This is a genomic window from Natrarchaeobaculum sulfurireducens, assembly GCF_003430825.1.
GTDB classification, from domain to species: Archaea; Halobacteriota; Halobacteria; order Halobacteriales; family Natrialbaceae; genus Natrarchaeobaculum; species Natrarchaeobaculum sulfurireducens.
Genome location: NZ_CP024047.1, coordinates 646919 through 669931 on the forward strand (window position 1 = coordinate 646919; position 23013 = coordinate 669931).

The following is a 23013-nucleotide window of genomic DNA, read 5'->3' on the forward strand; positions in this document are numbered from 1 at the left end:
GCGATAGCTATGCATCTTGGATTAGTCGTCCCACGAACCGGTTCGCACGATCCGACCGACCTCGCTGTCGACGCCGAGGGACTGGGCTACGATTCGGTCTGGCTGGGCGAGCTCTGGGGGACGAGTTCGGTCGTCAAGCTCACCGAGATCGCCACACAAACGGAAGACGTCACCGTCGGGACGGCGATCGTGAACGTCTTCTCGCGGACGCCAGCCGTCCTCGCGATGACGGCTGCGACGATCGATCAGGTTTCCGACGGCCGTGCCGTCCTCGGCGTCGGAACGAGTACGCCAACGGCCATCGAGAACGTCCACGGCATGCCTTTCGACCAGCCAGTCCGTCGGTCCCACGAGACGCTCGAGATCGTCTCGAACATCCTGACCGGCGACGAACGAGTCGATTACGACGGCGAACTCCTGAGCGTCGACGGCGTACCGCCGCTGGGCCGAGACGTACCGCTCTATCACGCCGCACTCGGCCCGGCGAACCGCCGCGTCGTCGGCCGGCTCTGTGACGGCTGGATCCCCCACAACGTCCCCTTCTCGGAACTCGATGAGGCGTTCGAGGTCGTCGCCACGGCGGCTCGAGAGGCCGGCCGTGATCCGGACGGGATCACCATCGCGCCGTACGTCCCAGCAGCCGTCAGCGAGGACGAAGCCGAGGCCTACGACGCCATCCGCGGCCACGTCGCCTACTACGTTGGCAGCGGCGAGGGCTACCGGCGCGCCGTTGGCACCGTATTCCCGGACCGAGCGGATGAGGTCGCCGACGCATGGCAGGCTGGCGAGCGTGCCGAGGCGACCGACCTCGTGACCGACGAGATGGTCGAGGAACTCGGCGTCGCCGGCACGCCGGCGGTTGCTCGCGACCGACTCGAGAACCTGGTCGCAGAGACGGCGATCGATCGTCCGCTCATCACGATCCCGGAGCAGGCGGCCGACGATCTGGCTGTCGGGACGATCGAGGCACTCGCCCCGGAGGGCGACTGAGCTGCCGGTCAGTAACAGATACCGCGGTGTGTATCAGACGTAGTCTAAGTTCACCTGGGTGACGTTTGCGGCGCGCTTGACGAGATCGGCGATCTCCTGTTGACGCTCGTCGTCGAGCCGGCTCTGTGGGCCACAGACACAGATCGCGCCGCGAACCCGATCGCTCTTGTCCATGACCGGTGCCGCAATACAGACCATTCCGGCGATGCGTTCTCCCTCGTCGATCGAGTACCCCTGTTGCTCGACCGTCTCGAGCTGCTCGAAGAGGCGATCCGGATCGGTCACCGTCTTCGAGGTGACGGCGGCGAGCCCGCGTCGGTCGATGATCGACTCGACTTGCTCACTGGACATCTGTGCGAGCATGGCTTTCCCGGGTGCCGTGGCGTGCAACGGCATTCGCGCACCCGGGTACGCGAACAGGTTGATCGCGTCGGGACCCTCCTGGACGGCGAGGATCACCGCCTCGTCGTTCTCCGCAACGAACAGCGTCGCGTGTTCGCCGCTCTCCGTGGCAACGGTCTCGAGTTCGTCGTTCGCCGCTTTAAAGATCTCCAGTCGGTGTCGGTGCCGATTGCCGACCTCCAGAAATCGCGTGGTAATCTGGTACGACGTGTCTTCTTTTTTCACGTAGCCCGTCATCACGAGCGCCTGTAGGTAGTCGTGGACGGTACTAACGGGCAGATCCACCCGCTCTGCCATCTCGGACACGCCAGCACCACCGCTTTCGGTAAGCTCGTCGATGATGATGAATGCCCGTTCGATCGACCGGTTTGGCGTCTCCGTCATGAGTGGAGAGTTTAGACGAACGCCCCAATAAACTTTCGACTATTCCGGAATATTTTCCGGCAATCTCACTGGAACTTGTCCAACTGGTGTTTAATTCAGTCGGCGATTTCGGTGCCACTCGGAACCGATGGTACACTCGGGTGACCACCGCAATCTCGGCCGGTATCTCACCGACACTGTAAAACAGCAGCCTCGAGGCCCCTAATCGAAGGCTACCGGACGGACAAGTAGCTGAGCCGGACGAAACGCCCCCACTGCCGATCCGTCGAGTCGGATTTGCTCGAGTGCTCACGGAAGATCGTCCGTTCGATAAACCTGTCATCGTATGTGAAAAATTCGGATCGGTACCACAGTTGCATCCGACATGGTCGGAACAGTCTATCCGCACATATTTATAATGTTGGTTAGGGTTGCGACCGTATACTGCTCGTAGCCACGCAAATCGCCGTTTCAGATGAATCGTACCCGATCCGGAACGGCCGGGCCGTTTTCCGAAAACTACTGCGATAGGAAGACGCAACTGTGAGTTTGCATTTACAGAGGTACAGACGTAATTCACTCCTGCGTGGGAGTTCCGCGTAGAGAACCCGTCCCAACGCACCTGCCCGAATGTCGAATAATGTATGTCTTTGAAAACTTGTACCTATTTTTGTATTTTCTACCATGCACAATATTAACAATACTATCGAGGAGATATCTACAGACGGCTGAAAAGTCAGAACACGGGCCACAAGCAGACATAATAGGCTATATACCGCCCGAGAGTCAGCCAATACACCGGATTGTTTAGAGATTACTGAATTGACCACGGAATCCTCGCCTGACAATGTTTCGACCTTATAGTGTCAGGACCCCACTTTCAGGCAGCCGGATTTGAGTGCTGTGGAACACACCCACTAGAGATCAGCATCGCCAATATTGTTTTACTTTACCAATAGTGTACACACTATATCTACTATTATTAGATACATGCTATAACACTCAAATAAACAGTTTGGCTGCTACCGGTAGACTCACTGATATACGTCACAGGTGTGTATGGCGGTGTCGTCGACGACCAGATCGAACACTCAATCGGAGTCGATCGCGTCTACCTCGAGCAGTGTCGCATCGGCCAGGTAGTCGTCGATGACCGTATCGGCCCAGGCCCGGACGTCGGGATCAGCCGTATCGACCGATGCCCGGAGGATGCCCTGTTCGTCGCGCAAGAGCAAGTAGACGACGTCGTCGACGGTCATGACGGCGAGTGGGACCTCCGCAACCACGCCGACCGTCGCCTCCTCGGCCTCGAGGAGTGTCTCGAGCCGACGCCGAAGGTCCGGTTCGTCCGCGAGCGCGTCGATGGCAGGGCGGGAGAAGACGCCGGTAAACGACTGGTCGTTCGCTGCCGTCCGCTCTTCGACCACCGTGAGCGTCTGTTCGTTAAACGCGTGGGAGACGGTTCGAACCGAGTCGGCGTCCCCGAGCAACTCGAGCAGTCGTTGCAGCGGAGCGTTCGGTCGCGTTCGACTCGGAGTGGTGATCGTCGCGTGGGCGAGTCGCCGGACGTCGAACGTCAGTGCGTCTACAGGGAGGTACGAGACGATGTTTCGGAGTTTTCGTTCGGCATCGACGATCTCTAACAGGTCGGTAAACCCCGCAGCAACGAGTTTGCCCGTCGCCGTCGCCGTATACTCGCTCCCCTCTCGAACGATCCACGACCGGTCCCCGAAATCGCCGAGAATGCGACCCAACGTCGCCTGGGAAGCGCCAGTTTCTCGGGCGAGTTCCGCGCGAGTGTACCGCTCCGCAGCGAGTAACTCGAGCACTTCGACGCGGTTCGACGAGAGGGCGAGGAACTCGATTTCTTCGAGTGCCGATTCCATAGATCACCGTTGGGCCGTCGACACAAAAGCTTTCGCACCATGAAATTATTTCACGCCGCGAAAACACGGCTCGTGCTGTCGTCATTTCTCCCCATCGACCCGCTTTCTTCTGTCGAAACGATTTCTGGACGAAACTATATGCGAACGGAGGATACGTGATTGTATGACCATTTCGGAAATATACCTTTTGACCTCCTGTCGCTCCGTCCGCACGGTGGACGTTCGTGAGGTGAGTGTGTGATCGACCGACGAACGCTCTCGCTGTTCGCACTCTCGAGTCTCTTCTTCGGGGGAACGTTCGTCGCCGCCAAGGCGGGTCTCGAGTACTTCCCGCCACTGCTGTTCGTCGCGCTACGGTTCGACGTGGCAGCGCTCGTCCTCGTCGGCTACGTCGCGCTCACCTCCACGCGCGACGAGTTGCTTCCCTCGAGCCGCGGTGATGTCGTGGGAATCGTCGCGACGGGCGTCCTCGTGATCGGATTAGCGAACGCACTCCTGTTCGTCGGCCAGCAGTACGCGACCAGCGCGGTGGGGGCAATCGTCTTTAGCCTCGTCCCGATTCTGACCCCCGTCTTCGCCGCCGTTTTCCTCACTTCCGAGCGCCTCTCGGCCCGCGGCGTCGTCGGGATGGTCCTCGCACTCGTCGGCGTTGGACTCGTGGTTAGCCCCGATCCTTCGGCGATGGTCGGCGGGGACGCCCTCGGGCGGGCGATTCTCTTCGGCGGAGCCGTCAGCGCCGCCTTCGGTGCCGTGCTCATCCGGCGATCGAATCCTACGCTCTCGAGTACGGTACGTATCGCCTGGGGGCTGCCGCTGGCCGCCGCGCTGTCCCACGGCCTCTCGTTTGCGGCAGGTGAGTCGACCGCGGCTATCTCCTGGACGACGGAGGCGATCCTCGCACTCGCGTACGTCAGCCTCATCGCAGGCGTTCTGGCGTACGTCGCGTACTTTGCCCTGCTGGATTCGACCGGCGCGATCCGGGCGAATCTGGTGTTCTATGTCGTCCCGGTCGTCTCGACGATCGGCGGGGCCGCGTTGCTCGGCGAGTCGATTACGACGGCCGCCATCGTTGGCTTCCTGACGATCTTCGCCGGGTTCGCCATCATCGGCAGCGAGTCAGTCGACCTCGCCTCGAGACTGCCGACGGTCGGTGCGAGTTCCTCGGGACCGAACGAGTCGCCAGCCAGCACCGAGGAACCGCGGGGCTACCGGTCGGATTGACCGGACGCGAAAAGAGGCTTTGAGGCAGTCAGATCGTCGAACGAGCGAACACGGTAGTCACCGAGGACGCAGCGGCCGCGTCGGTCGTGGCCGACGCGTTCGACGTGGATAGCATCGATACCGGCGTTCCAGGCTGCGCCCACGTCGTTCGCACCGTCGCCGGCGAGCACACCCTGGTGGCCGTTGTAGCCAACGCCGAGATCGGCCATGACCTGTTGGACGGGATCAGGGTCGGGTTTCCAGCCCGTCTCGTGGGTACAACACAGCCGCGAGTCGAACCAGTCACGGATACCGACGTTGTCGAGGACCGGTTCACAGAGGAATTCCTGACAGTGCGTCACGAGCCCGACCGGCACGTCGAGATCAGCGACGAACGCGGCGTCCTCGTGGAGGTAGGTCTGTTCGGCCCGGACCAGTGGGTCCTCTTCTTCGTGGAACGCCTCCCAGAACGTCGTCGGATCGATTCCCCACTCGAGTAGCTGGTGATCTCGCGAGCCAGTCAGGCCGCTCCAGATGATGTCCGCCTCGCGGTCGCTGAACTCGCGGCCGAGGCGGTCGCCGACCCGGTCGAACACCTCTCGAGTGTACGACCACTCGACGTCGACGAGCGTTCCGTCCAGATCGAGCAACCAGAAGTCGTATTCGGCTCGGGGGTCGGCCACGGAATTCATCGGGACGGGTTTCTATGAGTTTCTGGAGTATATGTTTGTTGCTGGAGTTCGTGGTCGACAACTCACGAACGATCCGGTGTGCGCCCGGTACCGACGTCCAGCAGCCCGTTTCATACTATCAGACAGAAGTCAGTGAAGAGCGTTCGCCGAACAGGGACGGTGAATTTTCACACTCGTTCTGCCCGACAGTATCAATCATCAGTCACGTCAGCCAGTCCAGCGTCCTCCTGCTCTAGATGCTCGAGCAACGCGGGATGGAGCGGACCGTTCGAGCCGAGCAGCCCTTTTCGGCCCTCCGCGTCGAACTCGACGGTGTAGGGGTCGCCGGTCTCGTCGGTCACCGTCGCGCCGGCGGTGCGGGCGATGACGACGCCAGCGGCGACGTCCCAGGGGTGAGTGTCGTACTCCCAGACGGCGTCGGCGCTCCCGCTCGCGAGATAACAGAGGTTCAACGCGGCGGAGCCGAGTCGACGGACGCCGCGAGCGGCCTCGTAGTAGTGGGCCAGAAACGAGCCGTCCGGATCGTACCCAGAGAGGAGCATGCTCTCGTCCAGCGCGTCGCGGTCGGTAGTCTCGATTCGAGCCTCACCCTCGTAGGCCGCCTCGCCGGCGATGGCGTGGAACATTTCGTCGGTTTCGGGGACGTGGACGACACCCACGACGGGCACGTCGTCGTCAAGCAGCGCGATCGAAACCGAGTAGTTCGGGTTACCGTGGGCGAAGTTTCCGGTTCCGTCGAGCGGATCGATCACCCACGTGTACTCGCTGTCGCCCTCGACGTACTCGCTTTCCTCCGAGACGATGTTGTGGTCTTCGAACTCGTTCTGGACAACGGTCTTGATGATGTGATCGGCCTGGTGGTCGGCTTCGGTGACGATGTCCGATTTATCGGTTTTGTACTCGACGGACTCGATCTGGCCGTGGAGCTCTCGAAGCGGTTCGCCGGCGCTTCTGGCCGCCTCGATGGCGATGTCGCGCGCTCGCTCGACGACGTTCGGTTCGCGTTCGGTCACGGGCTGTGGTCCGTCGAGTAGTTCGGTCGGGCCGGGATCGTCGACCTCGCGGGCCCCCCAGCCGAGTTTGTCGGTGATCGCCGTAAAGAACGGATCGTCGTAGCTCGTTCGGACCACGTGTGCGCGCTGGTCGGCCCCGGTCAGCTCGATCACACTTCGCTCGCTCAGGACAGTGTGGGTCCGACCACCGTCGACGAGGATGCTCGCGGTGCCACGGGTCACGATCTGGAGTTCCGTCGTCGGCGCGACGACCAGCGGCCGGATTCCCATCCGGTGGGTGTGCAGCGGGACGATCTGGAGCGTGTGATTGTTCACCGGGTAGTGAACCGGCCCCTCCGCCGATAACGAGATGCCGGTCGAACCGGTCGGCGTCGACACCGCGAGCCCGGTCCCTTCGAACTCACCGACGTACTCACCGTCGGCAAACACCTCGAGTTGGGTTACCTTCCGATCGATCGGGTTCTCCGGCGGGACGTGCTGGATCATCACGTCGTTGATCCCGGTCGCTCGTAGCCCCGTCGCCTCGATACGGATCTGCTGGCGACTGTCGACGGTTGCCCGTCCCCGGAGGACCTCGTCTAGGGCATCCTCGAGGTGTTCGATCTCCACGCGGGCCAGAAACGAGAGCGTACCTGCGTTCACACCGAGCAGCGGAATGCCCCGGGGAGCGAACGTCTTGATTCCCTCGAGGAACGTGCCGTCGCCACCGATCGTTACGCCGAGAGTCGCCCGGCTCTCCGTGTAGACGTCGCCGACGTCGTCACCGACGCCGACAGCTGAAAAGCTGATGCCGCGACTCTCAGCCCACGTCCGCAGTCGTTCCAGCGGTTCGTCGCTGTCCGGGCTCGCAATCGCGATGATCTCGTCGGTCGTCGCCAGTCGTCGCCCGTGCATCGTAGCCGTACAGCGGGTCGCCGGACACATAGCTCCTTCTCAGTCGAGCCCCCCAATCGACTCGAGTCGCGAGCCGGACCCGGCAGCGAAACGACTGTATGCCAGCGGGCTGTCGGTCAGCGTATGACAGTCCTCGACATCGCACGCGAAGTCGTCGTCACGGAGTCCGTAGAGACGTCCATCGCGGACGTCGTGCGAACGATGCAACGCGAAACCGTCGGGAGCGTCGTGGTCGTCGACGACGGCGATCCGGTCGGGCTCGTCACCGACCGCGACCTCGCGATGGTGGTCTTAGACGAGCGCGTCGACGTCGAGGAGACGCCCATCATGGAGGTCGTCCCCGACCAGTTGGTCACCGTCGACGCGGACGCCGGCGTCTACGAACTGGTGGCACTGCTCTCGGAAAAGGGGTTGCGCCGCGTCCCTGTCGTCGACAACGGCGACCTCGTTGGCATCGTCTCGCTCAGCGACGTGGTCGTGCTCCTCGGCATGGAACTCCAGCACGTTGCGAACGCGATCCGGACGACGGCACCCGCCTACGAGCGACCGGTGACCACGTTCGACGACGACTGATCGGGCGCTCGAACCGTCGGTAGGTCGTCTACGTCCCGTCCTCTGGATCGTCGGCCGAACGGACGTGAACGCTCGAGCCGAGATACTTCGAGAAGGCTTCGTCAACGGTGTCGGCGTTGAATGCCTCGAGGTCGCCGGCGACCGCGGCTTTCAGCGCGTCGACGTACGCCTCGTCAGCCCGTAGCTCGCGAAAGGAGGCGGATTCGACTGGCACACCGAGCCACTCCGCGATGAGCTTGCGGACGTATGCGTCGTCTGCGGCCTCACCGCGCCAGAGGGTGTCACGGAAGAACAGCCACCCCTCGGTGCCCGGCTCGGGTGCCTCTCGAAAGAGCGTAACCGTCGTCTCGGCGCTCGAGGGCTCGATCGAGACCGCTTCGTGTTCCGGCTCGAGTCGGATCCGGGCACGAAAGGCATAGTGTCCCTCCATCGCGAGTCGTCGATCAGCCCTCGCGTCCGTCACGCTCGGACTCGAGCAGTTCGGCCATCTCGAGGTCGGCGTCGGTGATGCCGCCTTCCTCGTGGGAGGTGAGTCGAATCTCGACTTCCTTGTACCGGATGATCAGTTCCGGGTGATGAAACTGCGACTCGGCGATTTCACCGACCATCTGGGCGAAGTTGACGCCGTGAAGGTACTCGTCGAACTCGTAGACCCGAACGATCTCATCGTCCTCGCGGGACCACGCGGCTGGAAGGCGCGCGTCGATATCGTCGTCTGAGAGTAACTCGCTCATGGCCGGTCGAACGGTGGCGGTTCAAATAATGGTTGTGCCGTGGCGGAACCGCTCGTCGACGCCGTTGGGCTCGACTGGCTGGGAGGGACCGCACGCGAGAGAATCGCACGACTTTCTCACGCAGGGTAACCGTTGACCGCTCACAAACCCTCAGATGGGACGATGACCACGACACGACCCTCTCGGTTCGAACTGGACCCCCCAGGATCAGTTTCGTTGCGATCCGCTTTTTTCGCGCTGTGGGCGATCGACCTCGTCGCCGCGACGCTCTTTTTCCTCGTCCCGTACGCGAACGAACTCAATCCCGTCACGGTCCTGCTCTACGACCTGTTCGGACTGCCGGGCGTCGCGCTCGCCGCCGTCGGCTACGCCGGCATCGTCGTTACGATCGGTCACTACCTCTCAGAGCCGCTCGACCGGCTATTCGTCGCGGCGGTCGTCGCACTCTACGTCGTGTTCGTGATCAATAACGTGATACTGCTGGTCTTTCGAGTCGCACCGATAACTCTCGTGACGATGTGAGACGTCTCGGCCGCAGGATCGACCGTCCAGTCTGAACTCAATCGTCGTCGGGTAGTTGCAGCTGCAGATTGGACTGTGTCCCCTCGTCGGCCGACGGGTAAAACGGCTCGTCAAGATCCGGATCGAACAGCTGTAACGCGGTGTTGATCGTGCTCCAATCGTCTTCTGCAGCCGCCTCACGGAGACTCTTGGTCGGTGGCGCAAGCAGCTGGTTGACCAGCGCGTCGGCCATCGACTCGACGACGTCGCGTTGGTCGTCGGAAAATCCATCTCCCTCGAGCCGGGAGAGTGCCGTTTGCAGTTCCCGCTGTTTGATTCGCTCAGCAGAGCCGTACATCGCGGCGATCACCTCGTCGGCCCGAGCCCGTTTGTACTGATCACAGAGTAGCTCGAACTCGAAGTCGATCATCTGCTCGACTTCGCGGGCGGCGTCGGCGCGCTGTTCGCGAGTCTCTTCGGTGATCGTCTCGAGGTCGTCTAAGTCGTAGACGACGACCGACGACAGCGAGTCGGCTTCCGGTGAGACGTCACGTGGCTGACCGAGATCGACGACGACCTGTTCTGTGTCGTCCGCGGTCGACTGGTCCGACCCACCGTCGGCCGCGAAGTGAGACGGGCCAAGAACCGGTTCCTCGCTGCCAGTCGCAGCGACGATGACTTCCGCACGGCTCGTGACCATCGAGAGTGCCTCGAGCGGGACGGTGTCGGCGTCGACCTCGAGGTCCGTCACGAGGTGTTCTGCGTGGGAGACGGTGCGATTCGCGACGAGCAATTCGTCGACGTCAGCGTCGGCGAGACTGCGGGCTGCGAGTCGACCCATTTCGCCGGCGCCGACGACGAGTGCGGTTGCCCCCTCGACCTCGACTTCGGCTCTCGCGAGTCGGGTCGCCGCAGAGCCGAGCGAGACGACACCCTCGTTGATCTCCGTCTCAGTTCGGGCACGCTCACCGACGTGAATCGCCTTCGTTACGGCGGCCTCGAGCATGTCGCCGATGCCGCCGACGCTGCGGGCGTCCTCGTAGGCCGTCCGGACCTGGCCGATGATCTGGTCTTCGCCCAGCACGACCGACTCGAGACCCGAAGCGACCCGCAAGAGGTGACGCAGGCTCTCGTCGTGGTCAGTGACGACGAGGGCGTCGTCGTCGGTCGAGTGGAAAAAGGCCTCGAGTGCGACTCGGCCGACGGAGCTGTCCGGTGCAACGACGTAACACTCGACGCGGTTGCACGTCGAGAGGACGTACGCTTCTTCGATTCCGGAGACCGAAAGCAGTTTTTCGACACCGGCGGCTTGGCTGTCCGGGCTCGCCGCCGCGAGATCGTCGACACTCCCCGAGTCGTGTGTCACGCGCGCAGCGGTCACGACACCCGACGATCTCACGCCGCACCACCCCCGGTAGACGGATCGTCCCCCAGCACGTCCTCGATCACTTGTCGCCTGTTAGTAGCACCGCTACGTAAAGCTGTCCAAATCTCCGATGAACTGGCGACGTCGTCGACGAGTTTTCGCCGACGCGACGGCGGGACGTCACGGGACTTGAGCGTCGCCCGGAGGTCGGCACAGACGGCAGCCATCTCGTCGGCTCCAGCGAGCGTCGTCTCGAGTTCCTGCCGGAGATGTTTGCTCAGCGCCGGTGCCTGCCCGCCAGTCGAGACGGACACGACGACGGGGCCTTCCCGGACTGTCGCCGGAACGACGACGCTCCCCGCGTCCCGCCCGCCGGCTTGATCCGCGCGGTTGACGAGGACGCCACGCGCTCGAGCGGCGTCAGCGACAGTCTCGTTGGTCGATTCGTCGTCCGTCGCAGCGACGACCAGTGCGGGCTCGGTGCGCTCGAGCCAGTCAGCCACGGCGTCGGGACCGGGTGCTGCCCGGACGAGCGACGCGGAACCGAACGATCGGTCGACAAAGTCAGGACTAACGACGAGCACCTCGGCCTCCCGGTCGAACCGTCGGGCTTTCCGAGCGCCGACGGGACCGCCGCCGAAGACGAGTACCGTTTCATCGGTAAAATCGTGCACCAGTGGAATCATGGAAGGATGTGGGTCCGAACTGTGCGTCGAGTCGGTCGAGACGTCGGCTCGGCGGCCGAACTGGCAGTCGACTCGGGGTGAGAGACGCGACCGCCGGGCAGTCGAACTGCAAGCCCACCGCTTCGCGCGAGTGCAGGACGTCGCCAAGCGTCAGCCACGAGCACCCGAACTCGGTTCCGAGAGGCGACGTCCGTGCGCATACCCGGAGGTCAGCATGCCCAGCATATAAACGGACCGCACGTTCCGAGCCGCTGGGAGTGAGAGGGGCCACAGTCAGTCCGGAACGCACGAAAAGCAGTGGCTAGCAACCGTCGGCTCGCAGCACCGATAGTAGCGACTGCACGTCGGTGCGCACCTGCCCGCCAGCCGGATCGACGATCAGTGTGCACATCGGTGCAGGTGTTCCTACATCGACAGACGGAGATGGTCAGTTGCCTTCGACGCCGGTTACCTCGAAGCCGAGGTCGCGGACGTCCTCGAGGATCGCCTCGTGGTCGGCGCTTGCTTCGTAGTAGATAACGATGTGAAACGCCCCCTCGCGAAGCAGTTGCTGGCACTCCCAGACGAACTCTTCGTCTTCGAGGGTGAGTCCCTGATGCTGATTCGAGGAGAACTGCGGGTCGTCGTTGCCCGAGTGGACGTAGCAGTCTTTGGGGTCGAACCCGGCGTGTTCGGCGACGATATCGCCGATATCGATCGTCGCCTGCATCATCTTGACGTCTTCTTGGCCGTCGTACTCGGTGTGGACGATTGCGCCGTTGAGTTCGATCTCGCCGGGTTCGAGCAACGCCTTGGTTCGCTGATAGAGGTCCTCGTCGATCACGTTAGCCATTGTGCGAACCGAGACGGGCCGGACTCATAGCCGTCACGATTCCACCGAACGCTCGAGCCGTCGTATGGCGGGCACACCTTTGCTCTCGGGGTGTGACTCGACGGACTGGCCGACCGACGTGTCCAGGTGCATCGTCGTTGTGATGCGTTTCACTGACGGAGAGTCACACACAAGACACATAGTCGTCGGTGTCGTCCCATCGACCGATGAAGCGGTGGTTTCGACGGCGCGTCGACGCAGTTTACGAGGACGTTCTCTCGAGAGAGGTCTCCGGTGCGCCGACCCACGTCGCGGTGATCCAAGACGGCAACCGTCGGTACGCTCGTCGAACGGGCGGTAACGCTCCAGACGGCCACCGTGCAGGGGCCGAAACGACCGAGCGCGTCCTCGAGTGGTGCCAGGAAATCGGCGTCGAAGAGCTCACGCTGTATGCGTTTTCGACGGAGAACTTCGACCGACCTGACGAGGAGAACGAAGCGCTGTTCGACCTCCTCTGTGAGAAACTCCGGGAGTTCGCCGACGCAGACCGCGTCCAGGAAAACGGCGTCGGCATCCGCGCGATCGGCGAGATCGAACGGCTCCCCGATCGCGTCCAGGAGGCCGTTTCCTACGCCGAAGCGCGCACTCGAGACCACGAGCAGTTCGTCCTCAACATCGCACTCGCATACGGCGGCCGCTCGCGACTGCTCGAGGCGGCTCGTGACGTCACTGCGGCGGTCGAAGACGGCGATCTCGAGGTCGAGGAGATCGACGTCAAGACGATCGAACGGCAACTGTACGATCAACCGGTCCGTGACGTGGACCTGATCATCCGGACGGGCGGTGACGAACGGACCTCGAACTTCCTGCCCTGGCACGCAAACGGCAACGAGGCCGCGGTCTTTTTCTGTACGCCGTACTGGCCCGAGTTCTCCAAAGCCGACTTCCTGCGAGGCATTCGGACGTACGAACACCGCGAGGAGTCCTGGCGACGCACCCGTGCTCGTCGCGCTATGGCGTTGCTCGGTGCGCTCGGAGACGCAGACTTACCCGAAGCCCGTTCGGTGGTCGATCGATTTCGCGACTCGCTGCCCACTGGCGAACGCTCCGCGCTCGACGACCTCGAGAAGCGCGAGCGGCCGGGCGACACCGACGGCGTCGACGCTGGCGGTCAGGCGGCGGATTGAACCCAGCGTCGGGGACGTAATCAGCTACCGACCGAACCGCCGCGAACGATTACAGTACTCCCGGACGGCTCGCAGGAAGTCCCGTTTGCGAAAATCCCGCCAGTTGACGTCCGTAAAGTAGAGTTCGGAGTAGACGGACTGCCAGATCATGAAATCGGAGAGTCGTTCGGCACCCGTCTTGATGACGAGGTCGGGTTCGGCCGGAAAGACGAGGTGGTCTTCGACGCGCTCGGCGTCGATTTCCTCGGCCTCGAGCGTGCCGTCGTCGACGCACTCGGCGAGGGTCCGGACGGCGCTCGTGAACTCGTGTTTGCCGCCGAGCCCGATCCCGATCCGGATAGGGGCATCCGCTCGCGTCCGATCGTCGGGGCCGCGAACAGCGACCGCTCGTGGTGCGTCGATCGACTCGAGTTCCCGTCGGAGCGGGGGTACGGCCCCGGCGTCGAGAACGCTCACGTAGACGGTGACTCTGGAGGCGTACTCGACGGCCCACTCGAAGAAATCGGTGAGCGTCTCGTAGGCGCCGCGCTCTAGGAGGTCGCGTTCGGTGATGACGAGGGCGACGTGATCGGGCGGCTCGGCCTCGTGGCGACGGATGCGACGCGCGAGGTACCGTTCGTACAATCCCACGGAGGCGGATACTTCATCGTGTCCTATACAGGTTACGGGTGTGTGCACTCGATGCAGCGTGTGTACACTCGATGCAGCGTGTGCGCGTGACGACGGGAGAAGACACGCTGAGGCCGGTGAAACCGACGCCGGACGTGGTTCGGGAACCTTCAAGTGATCGCCACAGAAAGAGACCCGTATCGTGACACAACCTGTTCGGCGAGCCGCCGTTTTTGCGGCCCTCTGTACGCTCTCGCTCGCCGTTCCGCTGTTCGGCCCGGTGGTCGGAGCCACGGTAGCGACGGTGGCGCTCGTGGGTGCGTTCGCCGTCACCGACGGGCCGCTGTTCGAGCTGCTCGCGTATCCTGGCGATTACGAGGACCGACGACTCTACGGGCTAATCACGTTCGTGCTCGCCGGGGTCGCCCTCGGGCTCGTCGCGGTCGCCGGCTCGCTGTCGATCGCGATCTTCGTTGGGACCGTATTGCTGGTCGGCTACGGCAACCTCGCCGAACAGCTCGTCCGATCGGTGACCGACGACGACGTCCTCGTCGTGACGGGGTTCTGTCTGGCAGCGACGGCTGCCGCCGTCGCCGGACAGGTCGTGACGCTCTGGCTCGCAAACGGAGTCGTCGGCGCGGCGCTTCCCTCCGTGCTCTTTCTCGCCGCCAGCGGCGCGCTGCTCGCCGCGCTCCTCCGGGACGTGTTGTTGCTGTATGACGATCCGATCGTCATGCTTTCGGTTGGCCTTCTGTTGTGGCTGCTCGCGGAACTCGAGCCCGCGATCGGGGCGACGGAGATCGCACTCGCACTCGCCGTGACCGTCGCGCTCGGATACGCCTCCTACGCGCTTGGAACGGCGTCTGTCGCCGGAATGCTGACCGGCGTCTTGCTCGGACTGGTGACGATCGTCCTGGGTGGCTACGGCTGGTTCGTCGTCCTCATCGCCTTCTTCGCCATCGGTGGTCTCTCGACGAAGTTCCGGTACGACCGCAAAGAAGAACTCGGCGTCGCCGAGGACAACGACGGCGCTCGGGGCAGCGGGAACGTCCTCGGCAACGCCGCCGTCGCGCTCGCGGCCGTTCTGGGCTATGCCGCGAGTTCGGCGACGCTCCTCCCCGGAGATCCCGACCCCGCACTGTTTTTGTTCGCGTTCGCCGGCTCCGTCTCGACCGCGATGAGCGACACCCTCTCGAGCGAGATCGGGAGTATCTTCGAGACGCCGCGTCTCATCACGACGCTCGAACCGGTCGAACCCGGCACCGACGGCGGCGTCACCTGGCAGGGCGGACTTGCCGGGCTGGTCGGTGGCGCTATCGTCGCCGCCATCTCCTATGCGCTCTTTCCCGAGGTGGACGCGCTCGGCGCGACGATCATCGTTGCCGCGGGTTTCGTCGGGATGATCGTCGATAGCATACTCGGGGCGACGCTCGAGGGATCGCTGCTCGGAAATCAGGGCGTGAACTTCCTCGCGACCCTTTCGGGCGCGCTCGTCTGTGCGCTACTCGTCTTGTCGTCCGCTATTCTGGGCTGAACGCAAGTTGCTAAAGCGCGAGGGTCTGCGCCTGTGCATCCCATAAGGCCCGAGCGTCACGCCACGACCAACGCCACCGCGACCACCGGAACGATCAGTCGTCAGACGGCGGGGCAACGGCGTCTCGAGTCGTTCGCGAACGGTCGTCGGAACTGTCGTCGGTTCGCGGACCGCCGAGGGTTTCGAGCGGATCCGCCGTCCGCCACTGATGATACCCGGCGACGTTCGTTGCTCCGAACATGACGATCACCCACAGAACGAGCAGTACGAGGGCGACCGATGGTGGGGGAGACATTACAACTGTACTCGAGGACAATCAGTTATCAACACGTCGGTTAGACGCCACTGTGTGCAAGTAATTCACGCCAGATGTACACGTCCGCACAACAATTCCGCGATAAATAGTGATGGTTCGCAGTCGGTAGTGGACCACCCAAACGTGCAGGCCGGACGGACGACTACAGTACCAACTGCACCGAGTTACACACTGATCGCCGATCCGGCTGGCGGGCAGGTGCGCACTGACGTGCAGTGACTACTATAGCGCATGATCGCCACTCGAGTGCAGTTCGATCCTCGAACACTGCGCGTGCGACTCGAGCATTGGGCTTTGAGTCCGTCCGACGGCGACTTCAGTCTGACGGCACGAAATCGCGACCTACCGATCAACAGGGGCCGTCTCGGCGATTTCGGTGATCGCGTAGACTCGTGGCTCGGTCGGTCGCTTGGTGAACTGGCCGAGCGTGCGGGCGACGATCCGTTCGACGCCGACGTCTGCGGCCAGATCGAGCAACCGCTGGCTCACGATTCCGTCCAGTACGACCGTGATCGGTGGCTCTGCTGTCGACTCGAGCGCCTCGAAGGCGTCGCTGGCGTCGGTTTCGTCGATGATCTCGGCGTCGGCGTCGAGAAAGCGAACGCGGTCGGTCCCCTCCCTGATGACGGCGGAGGCATGATCGTACACCGACGTCGATTCGGCCGGTTCGGACTCCGCTCGAGTGGCTGTCGTTTCGTCGTCCGTCACGTCCGGACTGGCGCTCGCGGCGGATTCCACCGTTGGGGACGACTCGGGATCGGCCGTGGCGACGGAGGGGCGTTCCCGTCCGGGATCGGTGGCCCCCTCCCCCTCCTCCTCCTCCTCCTCCTCCTCCTCCTCGCGTTCGGATGTCTCGAGCGGTGTAGCGCCAGTCCGAACGGGTGCGGGCGTGGCACTGCCGTCGGTCGCGGCGACGGCCTCACGGGGTTCGTTGAGTCCGGAGACGGTGTCGTAGGGGACCTTGTTTCGCAATGCGGCGAACACCTGGTGATGGTCGAGTTCCTCGACGGACTCACCGGCGGGTGCGAACGCGACGTAATCGACGTCACCGACCTGTGAGAGTTCCTCGAGGATGAGGTCCCCACCGCGGTCGCCGTCGAGAAACGCCGTGACCGTGCGGTGACGGGTCAGTTCGGCAACCGCGTCGGGGACGTTCGTCCCTTCGACGGCGATGCCGTTTTTGATGCCGTATTTGAGCAGCGTGAGGACGTCAGACCGACCCTCGACCACGATGATCGCGTCGCTGTCGGTCACCCGCGGACCGGCGGGCAGGCCCTCGTATTCGGTGATGTCTTCGACGCGGACGTGTTCGCGGACCTCCGCTAAGATCTCCTCGGAGGACATGACGCTGTCGTCGAAGCCCGTCCGGAGGAGTTCTTTCGCCCGTTCGACGACTTCCTTGCGTTTTGCCGCCCGGACGTCTTCGATCTCGGTGACGTCGAGGTCGGCACGACAGGGGCCGACGCGGGAGATCGTCTCGAGCGACGCCGCGAGTGTCGCCGTCTCGACCTTATCGAGGCTGGTAGCGATGGTGACGTGGCCGTGTGATTGGCCCTTGGTGCTGGTTATTTCGACGTCGATACGCCCGACTTTCTGTGACTGGCGGAGATCGCGGAGGTCGAGTTCGTCGCCGAGTAGTCCTTCGGTCTGGCCGAAGATTGCGCCGACGACGTCGCTCCGCTCGACGACCCCGTCAGCCGTAACGTCCGCGTGAATGAGGTATTTCGAAGTGTCTTCCATTGGAGATCTGTCCCGGGAAGGGACCCGGTGACGCGGGAGTCGCGTACGGAAACCGGTTTATGTAGGAATTGGGTCGTGACGGGCAAATAGCTGTTGACCTGTAGAAGACCAGCGGAGACGTACGGCAATGGTCAGTACGCCGGCCGATACCACCAGCACAGTCCCGGTCAGTACGCCGGGCGAGACCAGTACCAGTACGCCGTCACGGCAAGGAGGACGACCAGACCGCCGAGGAAAAAGAGCAATCCCGGCGGAACGGTCGAGAAGACGGCTTCCGCCGCTTCGACGCCGCCGTCTGCGATGGCGTCCGGCTCGACCTCGTCGGCCACCGGTTCGGCGTCTAATTCGTCTTCCGCTGGCGGTTCCCCGGCGTCTTCTTCGGGCGTGTCGTCGTCCGGTGCGTCGTCTTCGACTACGTCCGTCTCGGGTTCGTCCGCGGCTTCGTCGTCCGGCTCGGTCGCATCGTCGCCGGTCTCCGCGATACCGACATCCTCGTCGGCGTCATCCGGTTCGTCCGCGACGTCCCGCTCGAGTTCGTCACCCGGCGGCGGGGCGGCGTCTTCGGTCCCCGCGGGGACGCCGGGCTCGAACCAGCGTGTGAGGCCGTACTGGACCATGAGGCTCCCGCCAGCGAGTGCGCCGATGGCCCCGATCAGCCGCGAGATAGCTGCTTTCAGTTGCGAGGCCGTCGACTCGTCGCTGGTGACGATCAACGGGCCATCGGTCGTCGCGTAGACGCTCATCTCGTTGCCACGCGATGAGTACCAGGTGTCGACGACCTCGACGAGCCCGGCGTCCTCGAGTTTCTCGAGATGATACCGGACGTTCTGGATCGAAGAGTCGATGGCGTCGGCGACGTCGCTCGGCGTGCCGGGTTCGTCGTCGAGGCGGGCGTAGATCCGTCGTGCCGTCGTCGAAGAGAGCGCGCCGAAAACGGCGTCGGCGTCCTCTCCTTCGAGGTCGACGACGCGCGGGGCCCCGTCCTTGGAGGGCGTCTCGGACCGGAAGGGGAACAGACGGGCCATGTCGTCGGATGTTCTTACTCGTTTGCAGAGAGGTATACGCTTTTTCCTACGTGAAAAGCCGATTTTAGCTACCGAAAATCGATCGAGGCCTTCGAGGCGGCGGTGCTGCGGGACGGGGGTGAGCCCGACCCAGCGCGTGTCGAAAGAAAGGCATTACTCATGTCGGTGCCGACGACGAGTATGCAACGGCTCGAGCGGTGGGGGTGGCTCGTCGTCGCGCTCGTGCTCTGTACGTTCGCCATACCCTGGTTCCTGTGGGGAGATAGCACGGTCGTGGCGGGGTTCCCGCTGTGGCTCTGGTGGCACGTCGGCTGGATGGTGGTCGTCTCGGTGGTCTTCTGGGTGTTCACGCGACGAGCCTGGGGAATCGGGATCGAACCCGATGGCGCGGCGTCGAGAAGCGAGACGCGGGGTCCCGACGACGCTCGAGAGGCGGGTGATCATCGGTGAGCGTCGCGGTTCAGTTGGGGATCATCGTCGGGTATTTGTTCATCGCGTTGCTCATCGGCGTTCTCGCCTACCGGGTGGCCGAACGCACCGCGGAGGACTTCTACCTCGCCAGTCGGACTTTCGGGACGGTCGTCCTGTTGTTTACGACGTTCGCGACGCTGCTGTCTGCGTTTACGTTCTTCGCGGGCCCGAACGTCGCCTACGCCGAGGGGCCGGAGTGGGTGCTCGTGATGGGGCTGATGGACGGGATCATCTTCGCGATCCTCTGGTATCTGATCGGCTACAAGCAGTGGCTACTCGGCCAGCAACACGAGTACGTCACCCTCGGGGAGATGCTCGGCGACCGGTTCGCCTCGAGGCGACTCCGGGGACTGGTCGCGGGGGTCAGCCTGTTGTGGCTCTTTCCGTACGTCATGCTCCAGCAGGTCGGCGCTGGCACTGCACTCGAGGCGCTAACCGAGGGTGCCGTCCCATACGCCGTCGGGGCCGGGCTGATTACGCTGTTCATGATCCTCTACGTCGTCGTCGCCGGAATGCGTGGAATCGCCTGGACCGACACCCTCCAGGGAGCGTTCATGCTCGTGACGACCTGGCTCGCGATGGTGTGGGTGCTTGCCGTCGTCGGCGGGCCGAGCGTAGCCACGGGGGCGCTCGAGGCCGAAGCCGCCCACCACCTCGCGCTGGGCAGTGACCATTACACGCCCCAGTGGATGCTCTCGACGGCGATCACGATCGGCTTCGGCGTGGCGATGTTCCCACAGGTGAACCAGCGGTTTTTCGCGGCGGGTTCGAGGACGGTACTGAAGCGGTCGTTCGCCCTCTGGCCGATCCTCTGTGTCCTGCTGTTCGTGCCGTCGTTCATGCTCGGTGCGTGGGCTCGCGGCCTCGACGTCAGTATCGCCGAGGGCGAAAACGTCCTCCCCGCGATGCTCGCCGAGTTCACGCCCACCTGGTTCGCCGCACTCGTCATCGCCGGTGCGATGGCGGCGATGATGTCCTCGTCGGACTCGATGCTGCTGTCAGGGTCGTCGTATTTCACCCGCGACCTCTACCGGCCGTACCTCGAGATGGACCTCTCGGAGCGCCGTGAGGACCTGATCGCCCGCGTCGGCGTCGTGCTCTTCGCGACGGGCGCGTTCGTCGCCAGCCTCTACAACCCCGCAACGCTGTTCGAACTCGGCGATGCGGCGTTCAGCGGCTTCGCCCAGCTCGCCTTGCCAGTGCTCGTCGCCCTCTACTGGCGCCGAACGACGCGGGCCGGGATCACCGCCGGAATCGCGGTGAGCCAGGTGTTTTACCTCTCGAGTCTGTTTACGGCCGTCGTTCCGAGCACGTACGGCGGCTGGACGGCCGGTCTCGTTGGAATGGGGGTCGGCCTGCTCGTCACCGTGGTCGTCTCGTTAGTCACCTCGCCTGCGGCCGACGAACGACGAGCCATCTACTTCGAGGGGCTGCGAGCCGACTGAGACCGGTTTTACGCGACGACGAGAACCGCCAGACCGATGCCCGTCGAGGGCGTAGAGAACGGTAATGGCCGTCGATCTCCCCGACGAATTCGCCGACTCGTGGCGTGCGATGACGACGTTGACAGACGAGCGGAGCGTCTTCGTCCTCTCGATCGCCGCCGAGACGACCGTCTATGGGCCTGTGTCGGTGACGGCTCCGACGGTCGTCGATGCCGACCTCCCCCTTCGATCGCTGTTCGTCGTCGACGTGACCGTCTCCCCGCCGCTGCCGACCGTCGGGGTGACGCCAACCGGCGTGCTCTCGATGGCCGCCGTGCAGGCGAAAAATCGGTTCGTCGATGCCGTCGAGGCGGAGGGACTGATCGTCGACGGCGTCCGGGATACCCTCGCGTTCGAGAGCCCGTCCGGCCCGCCGGGAAAGTGGTACGTCCTCGATGCCGCCTACCCGCTCACAACCGATCGAGGCGACGGCCTCGAGCGGCTCGCCGCCGAAGCCCACGTCGTCGTCTGGCCGACCGAGACGAGCTTCGGCGTCGTCGGCGGGACTCATCCGCTCGAGGCCGTCCCGTTCGAGCGCCAGTCGTCGGACCCGGACGTCGGATCCGGTTCGACCCCGGTCGGACTCGACGTCGATCCGGAACGGGACCGCGAGCGGATCGCCCGACTCGCTCGAGCGATCGATGCAAGCGGGGACGACTCACCGGACCGAGAATAAGCCACGACGTACAGACCTGACGGCTCGCCGGTTTCGAGGGACCGTTTGGAAATCACCTATTACCCGATACAGTTATCAGTAACCACTTGATGTCGGCGGGCATGGGAGAGCAACGGGATCCGGGCGAACGCGATTCCCGTGGGCGTGCTTCGACCGAAGAACACAGCCGTTCGAGCGCCGACACCGACCCGATCGATGGGAGCCGAGAGGGAACGACGTCGTGTCAGTCGCCACCACCGGGCGTGCTCGAGCGGATCGACGATCCCGTTTACGCGCTCGATGCGGCCTATCGGCTGACGTATGCGAACGACGCCGCTCGCGAGCTGTTCGGGCTCGAAGCCGTGGCAACCGAAGGCGGAGACAGGGTCGGTGAGTGCGATCGGTCATCGACCGACCGGTTCGTCGATTCACCGTTCGACGCGGCCCACGAGCGCGCGCTCGAGCGGGGACGCTCCGAGACCGTCGAGGAGTTCTACGAGCCGACGAGTTCGTGGCTCGAAGCGATCGTCTACCCCTCGACGACGGGTGTAACCGTCCACGTGCGTGATGTGAGCGAGCGAGTCGGACCCGAGCGGACGCTCGAGCGCCAGCGCGAACGGCTCGCCGCTCTCGACCACGTCCACACCGTGGTGCGCGAGATCAATACCGCGATCGTCGACGGCTCGAGCCGGGAGGAACTCGAACGAGTCACGTGCCGGACACTCGCCGACTCGCCGTCCTACGAGTTCGCGTTCGTCGCCGAGGCAAGCGCCACGAGGGATACGATCTTGAATCGGGTCGAGGCAGGCGTCGAGGGCTACGTCGATGCGATCCCGCTCTCAGCAAGCGAGGACGAGCCAGCGGGCCGGGGTCCAGCCGGTCGGGCCATCCGGACCCAGACGGTTCAGGTCTCGACAGACGTCTGCAGCGACCCCGAGTTCGAGCCGTGGCACGATGACGCCCGCGAACACGGCTATCGCTCCGCGGCCGCGATCCCGATCGTCTACGACGGCTCGCTCTACGGCATTCTCGGCGTGACGAGCGCCCGAGTGAACGCGTTCACGAACGAAGAACGAGACGTTCTGGCGCAACTCGGCGAGACGCTCGGCCACGCCATCGCCGCTCTCGAGCGACGGCGCGTGTTGCTCGGCGAGTCGGTACTCGAGATCGAACTCGTCATTGACGACGCGACGGCGGTGTTCGACGGACCGGCGATGGAGGGCCAGTCCGTCCTGTTCGACCGCGTCGTCCGTCTCAGCGACGCGGAGTTCCTCGAGTACGGCACGACCGATCGGGAGACGTACCCGAGCGTCGAGGAACTCGTCGACTGCGTCCCCCACTGGAAGGACGTAACCGCCCTCGACGAATCGGGTGGCCGCGTCACGTTCGAGTTACAGATCAGCTCGCCGCCGATGTTCTCCGTTGTCGACGCCCACGACGGCTACGTCGACGCCGCAGCCCTCCACGACGGCGATTATACGACGACGCTCCACCTGCCACCAGGAACGGACGTCAGGACAGTTCTCGAAGAGATCAGGGAGGTCTATCCATCGGTGCGAACGCTGGCCCGGCGGCAGCGAAGTTTCGGACGCGCCTCTATCGGCCGTCTTTCGGAACGACTGATGGAGAAACTAACGCCACGACAACAGACCGCGCTCGAAACCGCGTACGCGGCGGGCTACTTCGAGTGGCCTCGAACGAGTTCCGGCGAGGACGTCGCAGAAACGCTCGACGTTACGTCCGCCACCTTCCACGAACACCTCCGAGCCGCCCAACGCAAACTCCTCGAGTCGGTACTCGACGAGACGGACGAACTCGAGGCGTGAGACTGTCGAGCAGCAGTCGGTAACGCGTATTCGCCGGCCGGGAGCGGTGACTTCT

At 63.8% G+C, this 23013-nt stretch carries 23 protein-coding genes; 10 read left to right on the forward strand and 13 right to left on the reverse strand.

Annotated elements, in window-relative coordinates; all coding sequences use genetic code 11:
• Positions 1 to 9: 9 nt before the first annotated feature.
• Positions 10 to 990 carry an LLM class flavin-dependent oxidoreductase gene (locus AArc1_RS04405; protein ID WP_117363227.1) on the forward strand — a complete coding sequence of 327 codons (981 nt, stop codon included), beginning with the start codon at positions 10 to 12 and terminating at the stop codon, positions 988 to 990.
• Positions 991 to 1023: 33 nt separating this feature from the next.
• On the opposite strand, the gene AArc1_RS04410 is transcribed toward AArc1_RS04405, so the two are convergent.
• Together AArc1_RS04410 and AArc1_RS04415 are read right to left on the reverse strand one after the other, a co-directional pair.
• A complete protein-coding gene (locus AArc1_RS04410; protein WP_117363228.1) occupies positions 1024 to 1776 on the reverse strand; it encodes an IclR family transcriptional regulator in 753 nt (250 codons plus the stop codon).
• 1070 nt (positions 1777 to 2846) lie between these two features.
• Positions 2847 to 3641: a helix-turn-helix transcriptional regulator gene (locus tag AArc1_RS04415; RefSeq protein ID WP_117363229.1), complete on the reverse strand. Its 795-nt coding sequence runs from the start codon at positions 3639 to 3641 to the stop codon at positions 2847 to 2849.
• A gap of 237 nt (positions 3642 to 3878) precedes the next feature.
• On the opposite strand from AArc1_RS04415, the gene AArc1_RS04420 reads away from it, so the two are divergent.
• On the forward strand, positions 3879 to 4862 hold the full coding sequence (locus tag AArc1_RS04420) for a DMT family transporter (RefSeq protein ID WP_117363230.1): 984 nt from the start codon (positions 3879 to 3881) through the stop codon (positions 4860 to 4862).
• Here AArc1_RS04420 and AArc1_RS04425 read toward each other — a convergent pair.
• Positions 4847 to 5533, reverse strand: a complete 687-nt coding sequence (locus tag AArc1_RS04425; protein WP_117363231.1) for an HAD family hydrolase — start codon at positions 5531 to 5533, stop codon at positions 4847 to 4849. The genes AArc1_RS04420 and AArc1_RS04425 overlap by 16 nt on opposite strands.
• Positions 5534 to 5724: 191 nt before the next feature.
• Positions 5725 to 7440: an NAD(+)/NADH kinase gene (locus AArc1_RS04430; protein WP_117365776.1), complete on the reverse strand. Its 1716-nt coding sequence runs from the start codon at positions 7438 to 7440 to the stop codon at positions 5725 to 5727.
• A gap of 123 nt (positions 7441 to 7563) precedes the next feature.
• Here AArc1_RS04430 and AArc1_RS04435 point away from each other — a divergent pair, with 123 nt between their 5' ends.
• Positions 7564 to 8013: a CBS domain-containing protein gene (locus AArc1_RS04435; RefSeq protein ID WP_117363232.1), complete on the forward strand. Its 450-nt coding sequence runs from the start codon at positions 7564 to 7566 to the stop codon at positions 8011 to 8013.
• A 28-nt stretch (positions 8014 to 8041) separates the two neighbouring features.
• Here the strand turns inward: AArc1_RS04435 and lwrS are convergent, their stop codons facing one another.
• Together lwrS and AArc1_RS04445 are read right to left on the reverse strand one after the other, a co-directional pair.
• Positions 8042 to 8443: an LWR-salt protein gene (lwrS, locus tag AArc1_RS04440; RefSeq protein ID WP_117363233.1), complete on the reverse strand. Its 402-nt coding sequence runs from the start codon at positions 8441 to 8443 to the stop codon at positions 8042 to 8044.
• Positions 8444 to 8456: 13 nt separating this feature from the next.
• Complete coding sequence (locus tag AArc1_RS04445; RefSeq protein ID WP_117363234.1) at positions 8457 to 8747, reverse strand: 4a-hydroxytetrahydrobiopterin dehydratase; 291 nt, start codon at positions 8745 to 8747, stop codon at positions 8457 to 8459.
• A 162-nt stretch (positions 8748 to 8909) separates the two neighbouring features.
• On the opposite strand from AArc1_RS04445, the gene AArc1_RS04450 reads away from it, so the two are divergent.
• A complete protein-coding gene (locus tag AArc1_RS04450) occupies positions 8910 to 9269 on the forward strand; it encodes a hypothetical protein (protein ID WP_117363235.1) in 360 nt (119 codons plus the stop codon).
• A gap of 37 nt (positions 9270 to 9306) precedes the next feature.
• Here the strand turns inward: AArc1_RS04450 and hemA are convergent, their stop codons facing one another.
• The 3 genes from hemA to AArc1_RS04465 form a co-directional block, all read right to left on the reverse strand.
• Entirely contained in the window at positions 9307 to 10647 is a 1341-nt protein-coding gene (gene hemA / locus AArc1_RS04455; RefSeq protein ID WP_117363236.1) for a glutamyl-tRNA reductase, read from the reverse strand.
• Entirely contained in the window at positions 10644 to 11300 is a 657-nt protein-coding gene (locus tag AArc1_RS04460; RefSeq protein WP_117363237.1) for a precorrin-2 dehydrogenase/sirohydrochlorin ferrochelatase family protein, read from the reverse strand. Before AArc1_RS04460 ends, hemA begins: the two co-directional genes overlap by 4 nt.
• A 427-nt stretch (positions 11301 to 11727) precedes the next feature.
• Complete coding sequence (locus AArc1_RS04465; RefSeq protein ID WP_117363238.1) at positions 11728 to 12132, reverse strand: DUF5778 family protein; 405 nt, start codon at positions 12130 to 12132, stop codon at positions 11728 to 11730.
• Positions 12133 to 12338: 206 nt separating this feature from the next.
• Here AArc1_RS04465 and uppS point away from each other — a divergent pair, with 206 nt between their 5' ends.
• Complete coding sequence (gene uppS / locus AArc1_RS04470; protein WP_117363239.1) at positions 12339 to 13298, forward strand: polyprenyl diphosphate synthase; 960 nt, start codon at positions 12339 to 12341, stop codon at positions 13296 to 13298.
• A 24-nt stretch (positions 13299 to 13322) separates the two neighbouring features.
• Here uppS and AArc1_RS04475 read toward each other — a convergent pair whose 3' ends face one another.
• The gene (locus AArc1_RS04475; protein ID WP_117363240.1) at positions 13323 to 13928 is read right to left on the reverse strand and encodes an undecaprenyl diphosphate synthase family protein; all 606 of its coding nucleotides are present in this window, start codon (positions 13926 to 13928) and stop codon (positions 13323 to 13325) included.
• 181 nt (positions 13929 to 14109) lie between these two features.
• Between AArc1_RS04475 and AArc1_RS04480 the strand changes: the two genes are divergently transcribed.
• A complete protein-coding gene (locus AArc1_RS04480; protein ID WP_117363241.1) occupies positions 14110 to 15441 on the forward strand; it encodes a DUF92 domain-containing protein in 1332 nt (443 codons plus the stop codon).
• 94 nt (positions 15442 to 15535) lie between these two features.
• Here AArc1_RS04480 and AArc1_RS04485 read toward each other — a convergent pair whose 3' ends face one another.
• From AArc1_RS04485 to AArc1_RS04495, 3 genes are all read right to left on the reverse strand, one after another.
• Positions 15536 to 15736, reverse strand: a complete 201-nt coding sequence (locus AArc1_RS04485; protein WP_117363242.1) for a hypothetical protein — start codon at positions 15734 to 15736, stop codon at positions 15536 to 15538.
• Positions 15737 to 16099: 363 nt separating this feature from the next.
• Positions 16100 to 17497, reverse strand: a complete 1398-nt coding sequence (dnaG, locus tag AArc1_RS04490) for a DNA primase DnaG (RefSeq protein ID WP_117363243.1) — start codon at positions 17495 to 17497, stop codon at positions 16100 to 16102.
• A 167-nt stretch (positions 17498 to 17664) separates the two neighbouring features.
• A complete protein-coding gene (locus AArc1_RS04495; protein WP_117363244.1) occupies positions 17665 to 18522 on the reverse strand; it encodes a winged helix-turn-helix domain-containing protein in 858 nt (285 codons plus the stop codon).
• Positions 18523 to 18702: 180 nt separating this feature from the next.
• On the opposite strand from AArc1_RS04495, the gene AArc1_RS04500 reads away from it, so the two are divergent.
• From AArc1_RS04500 to AArc1_RS04515, 4 genes are all read left to right on the forward strand, one after another.
• Positions 18703 to 18972: a DUF3311 domain-containing protein gene (locus AArc1_RS04500; protein WP_117365777.1), complete on the forward strand. Its 270-nt coding sequence runs from the start codon at positions 18703 to 18705 to the stop codon at positions 18970 to 18972.
• Entirely contained in the window at positions 18969 to 20438 is a 1470-nt protein-coding gene (locus AArc1_RS04505; protein WP_117363245.1) for a sodium:solute symporter family protein, read from the forward strand. Before AArc1_RS04500 ends, AArc1_RS04505 begins: the two co-directional genes overlap by 4 nt.
• A gap of 64 nt (positions 20439 to 20502) precedes the next feature.
• Positions 20503 to 21153, forward strand: a complete 651-nt coding sequence (locus tag AArc1_RS04510) for a hypothetical protein (RefSeq protein WP_117363246.1) — start codon at positions 20503 to 20505, stop codon at positions 21151 to 21153.
• Between the two features lie 101 nt (positions 21154 to 21254).
• Positions 21255 to 22958 carry a bacterio-opsin activator domain-containing protein gene (locus AArc1_RS04515; RefSeq protein WP_117363247.1) on the forward strand — a complete coding sequence of 568 codons (1704 nt, stop codon included), beginning with the start codon at positions 21255 to 21257 and terminating at the stop codon, positions 22956 to 22958.
• Positions 22959 to 23013: the final 55 nt, after the last annotated feature.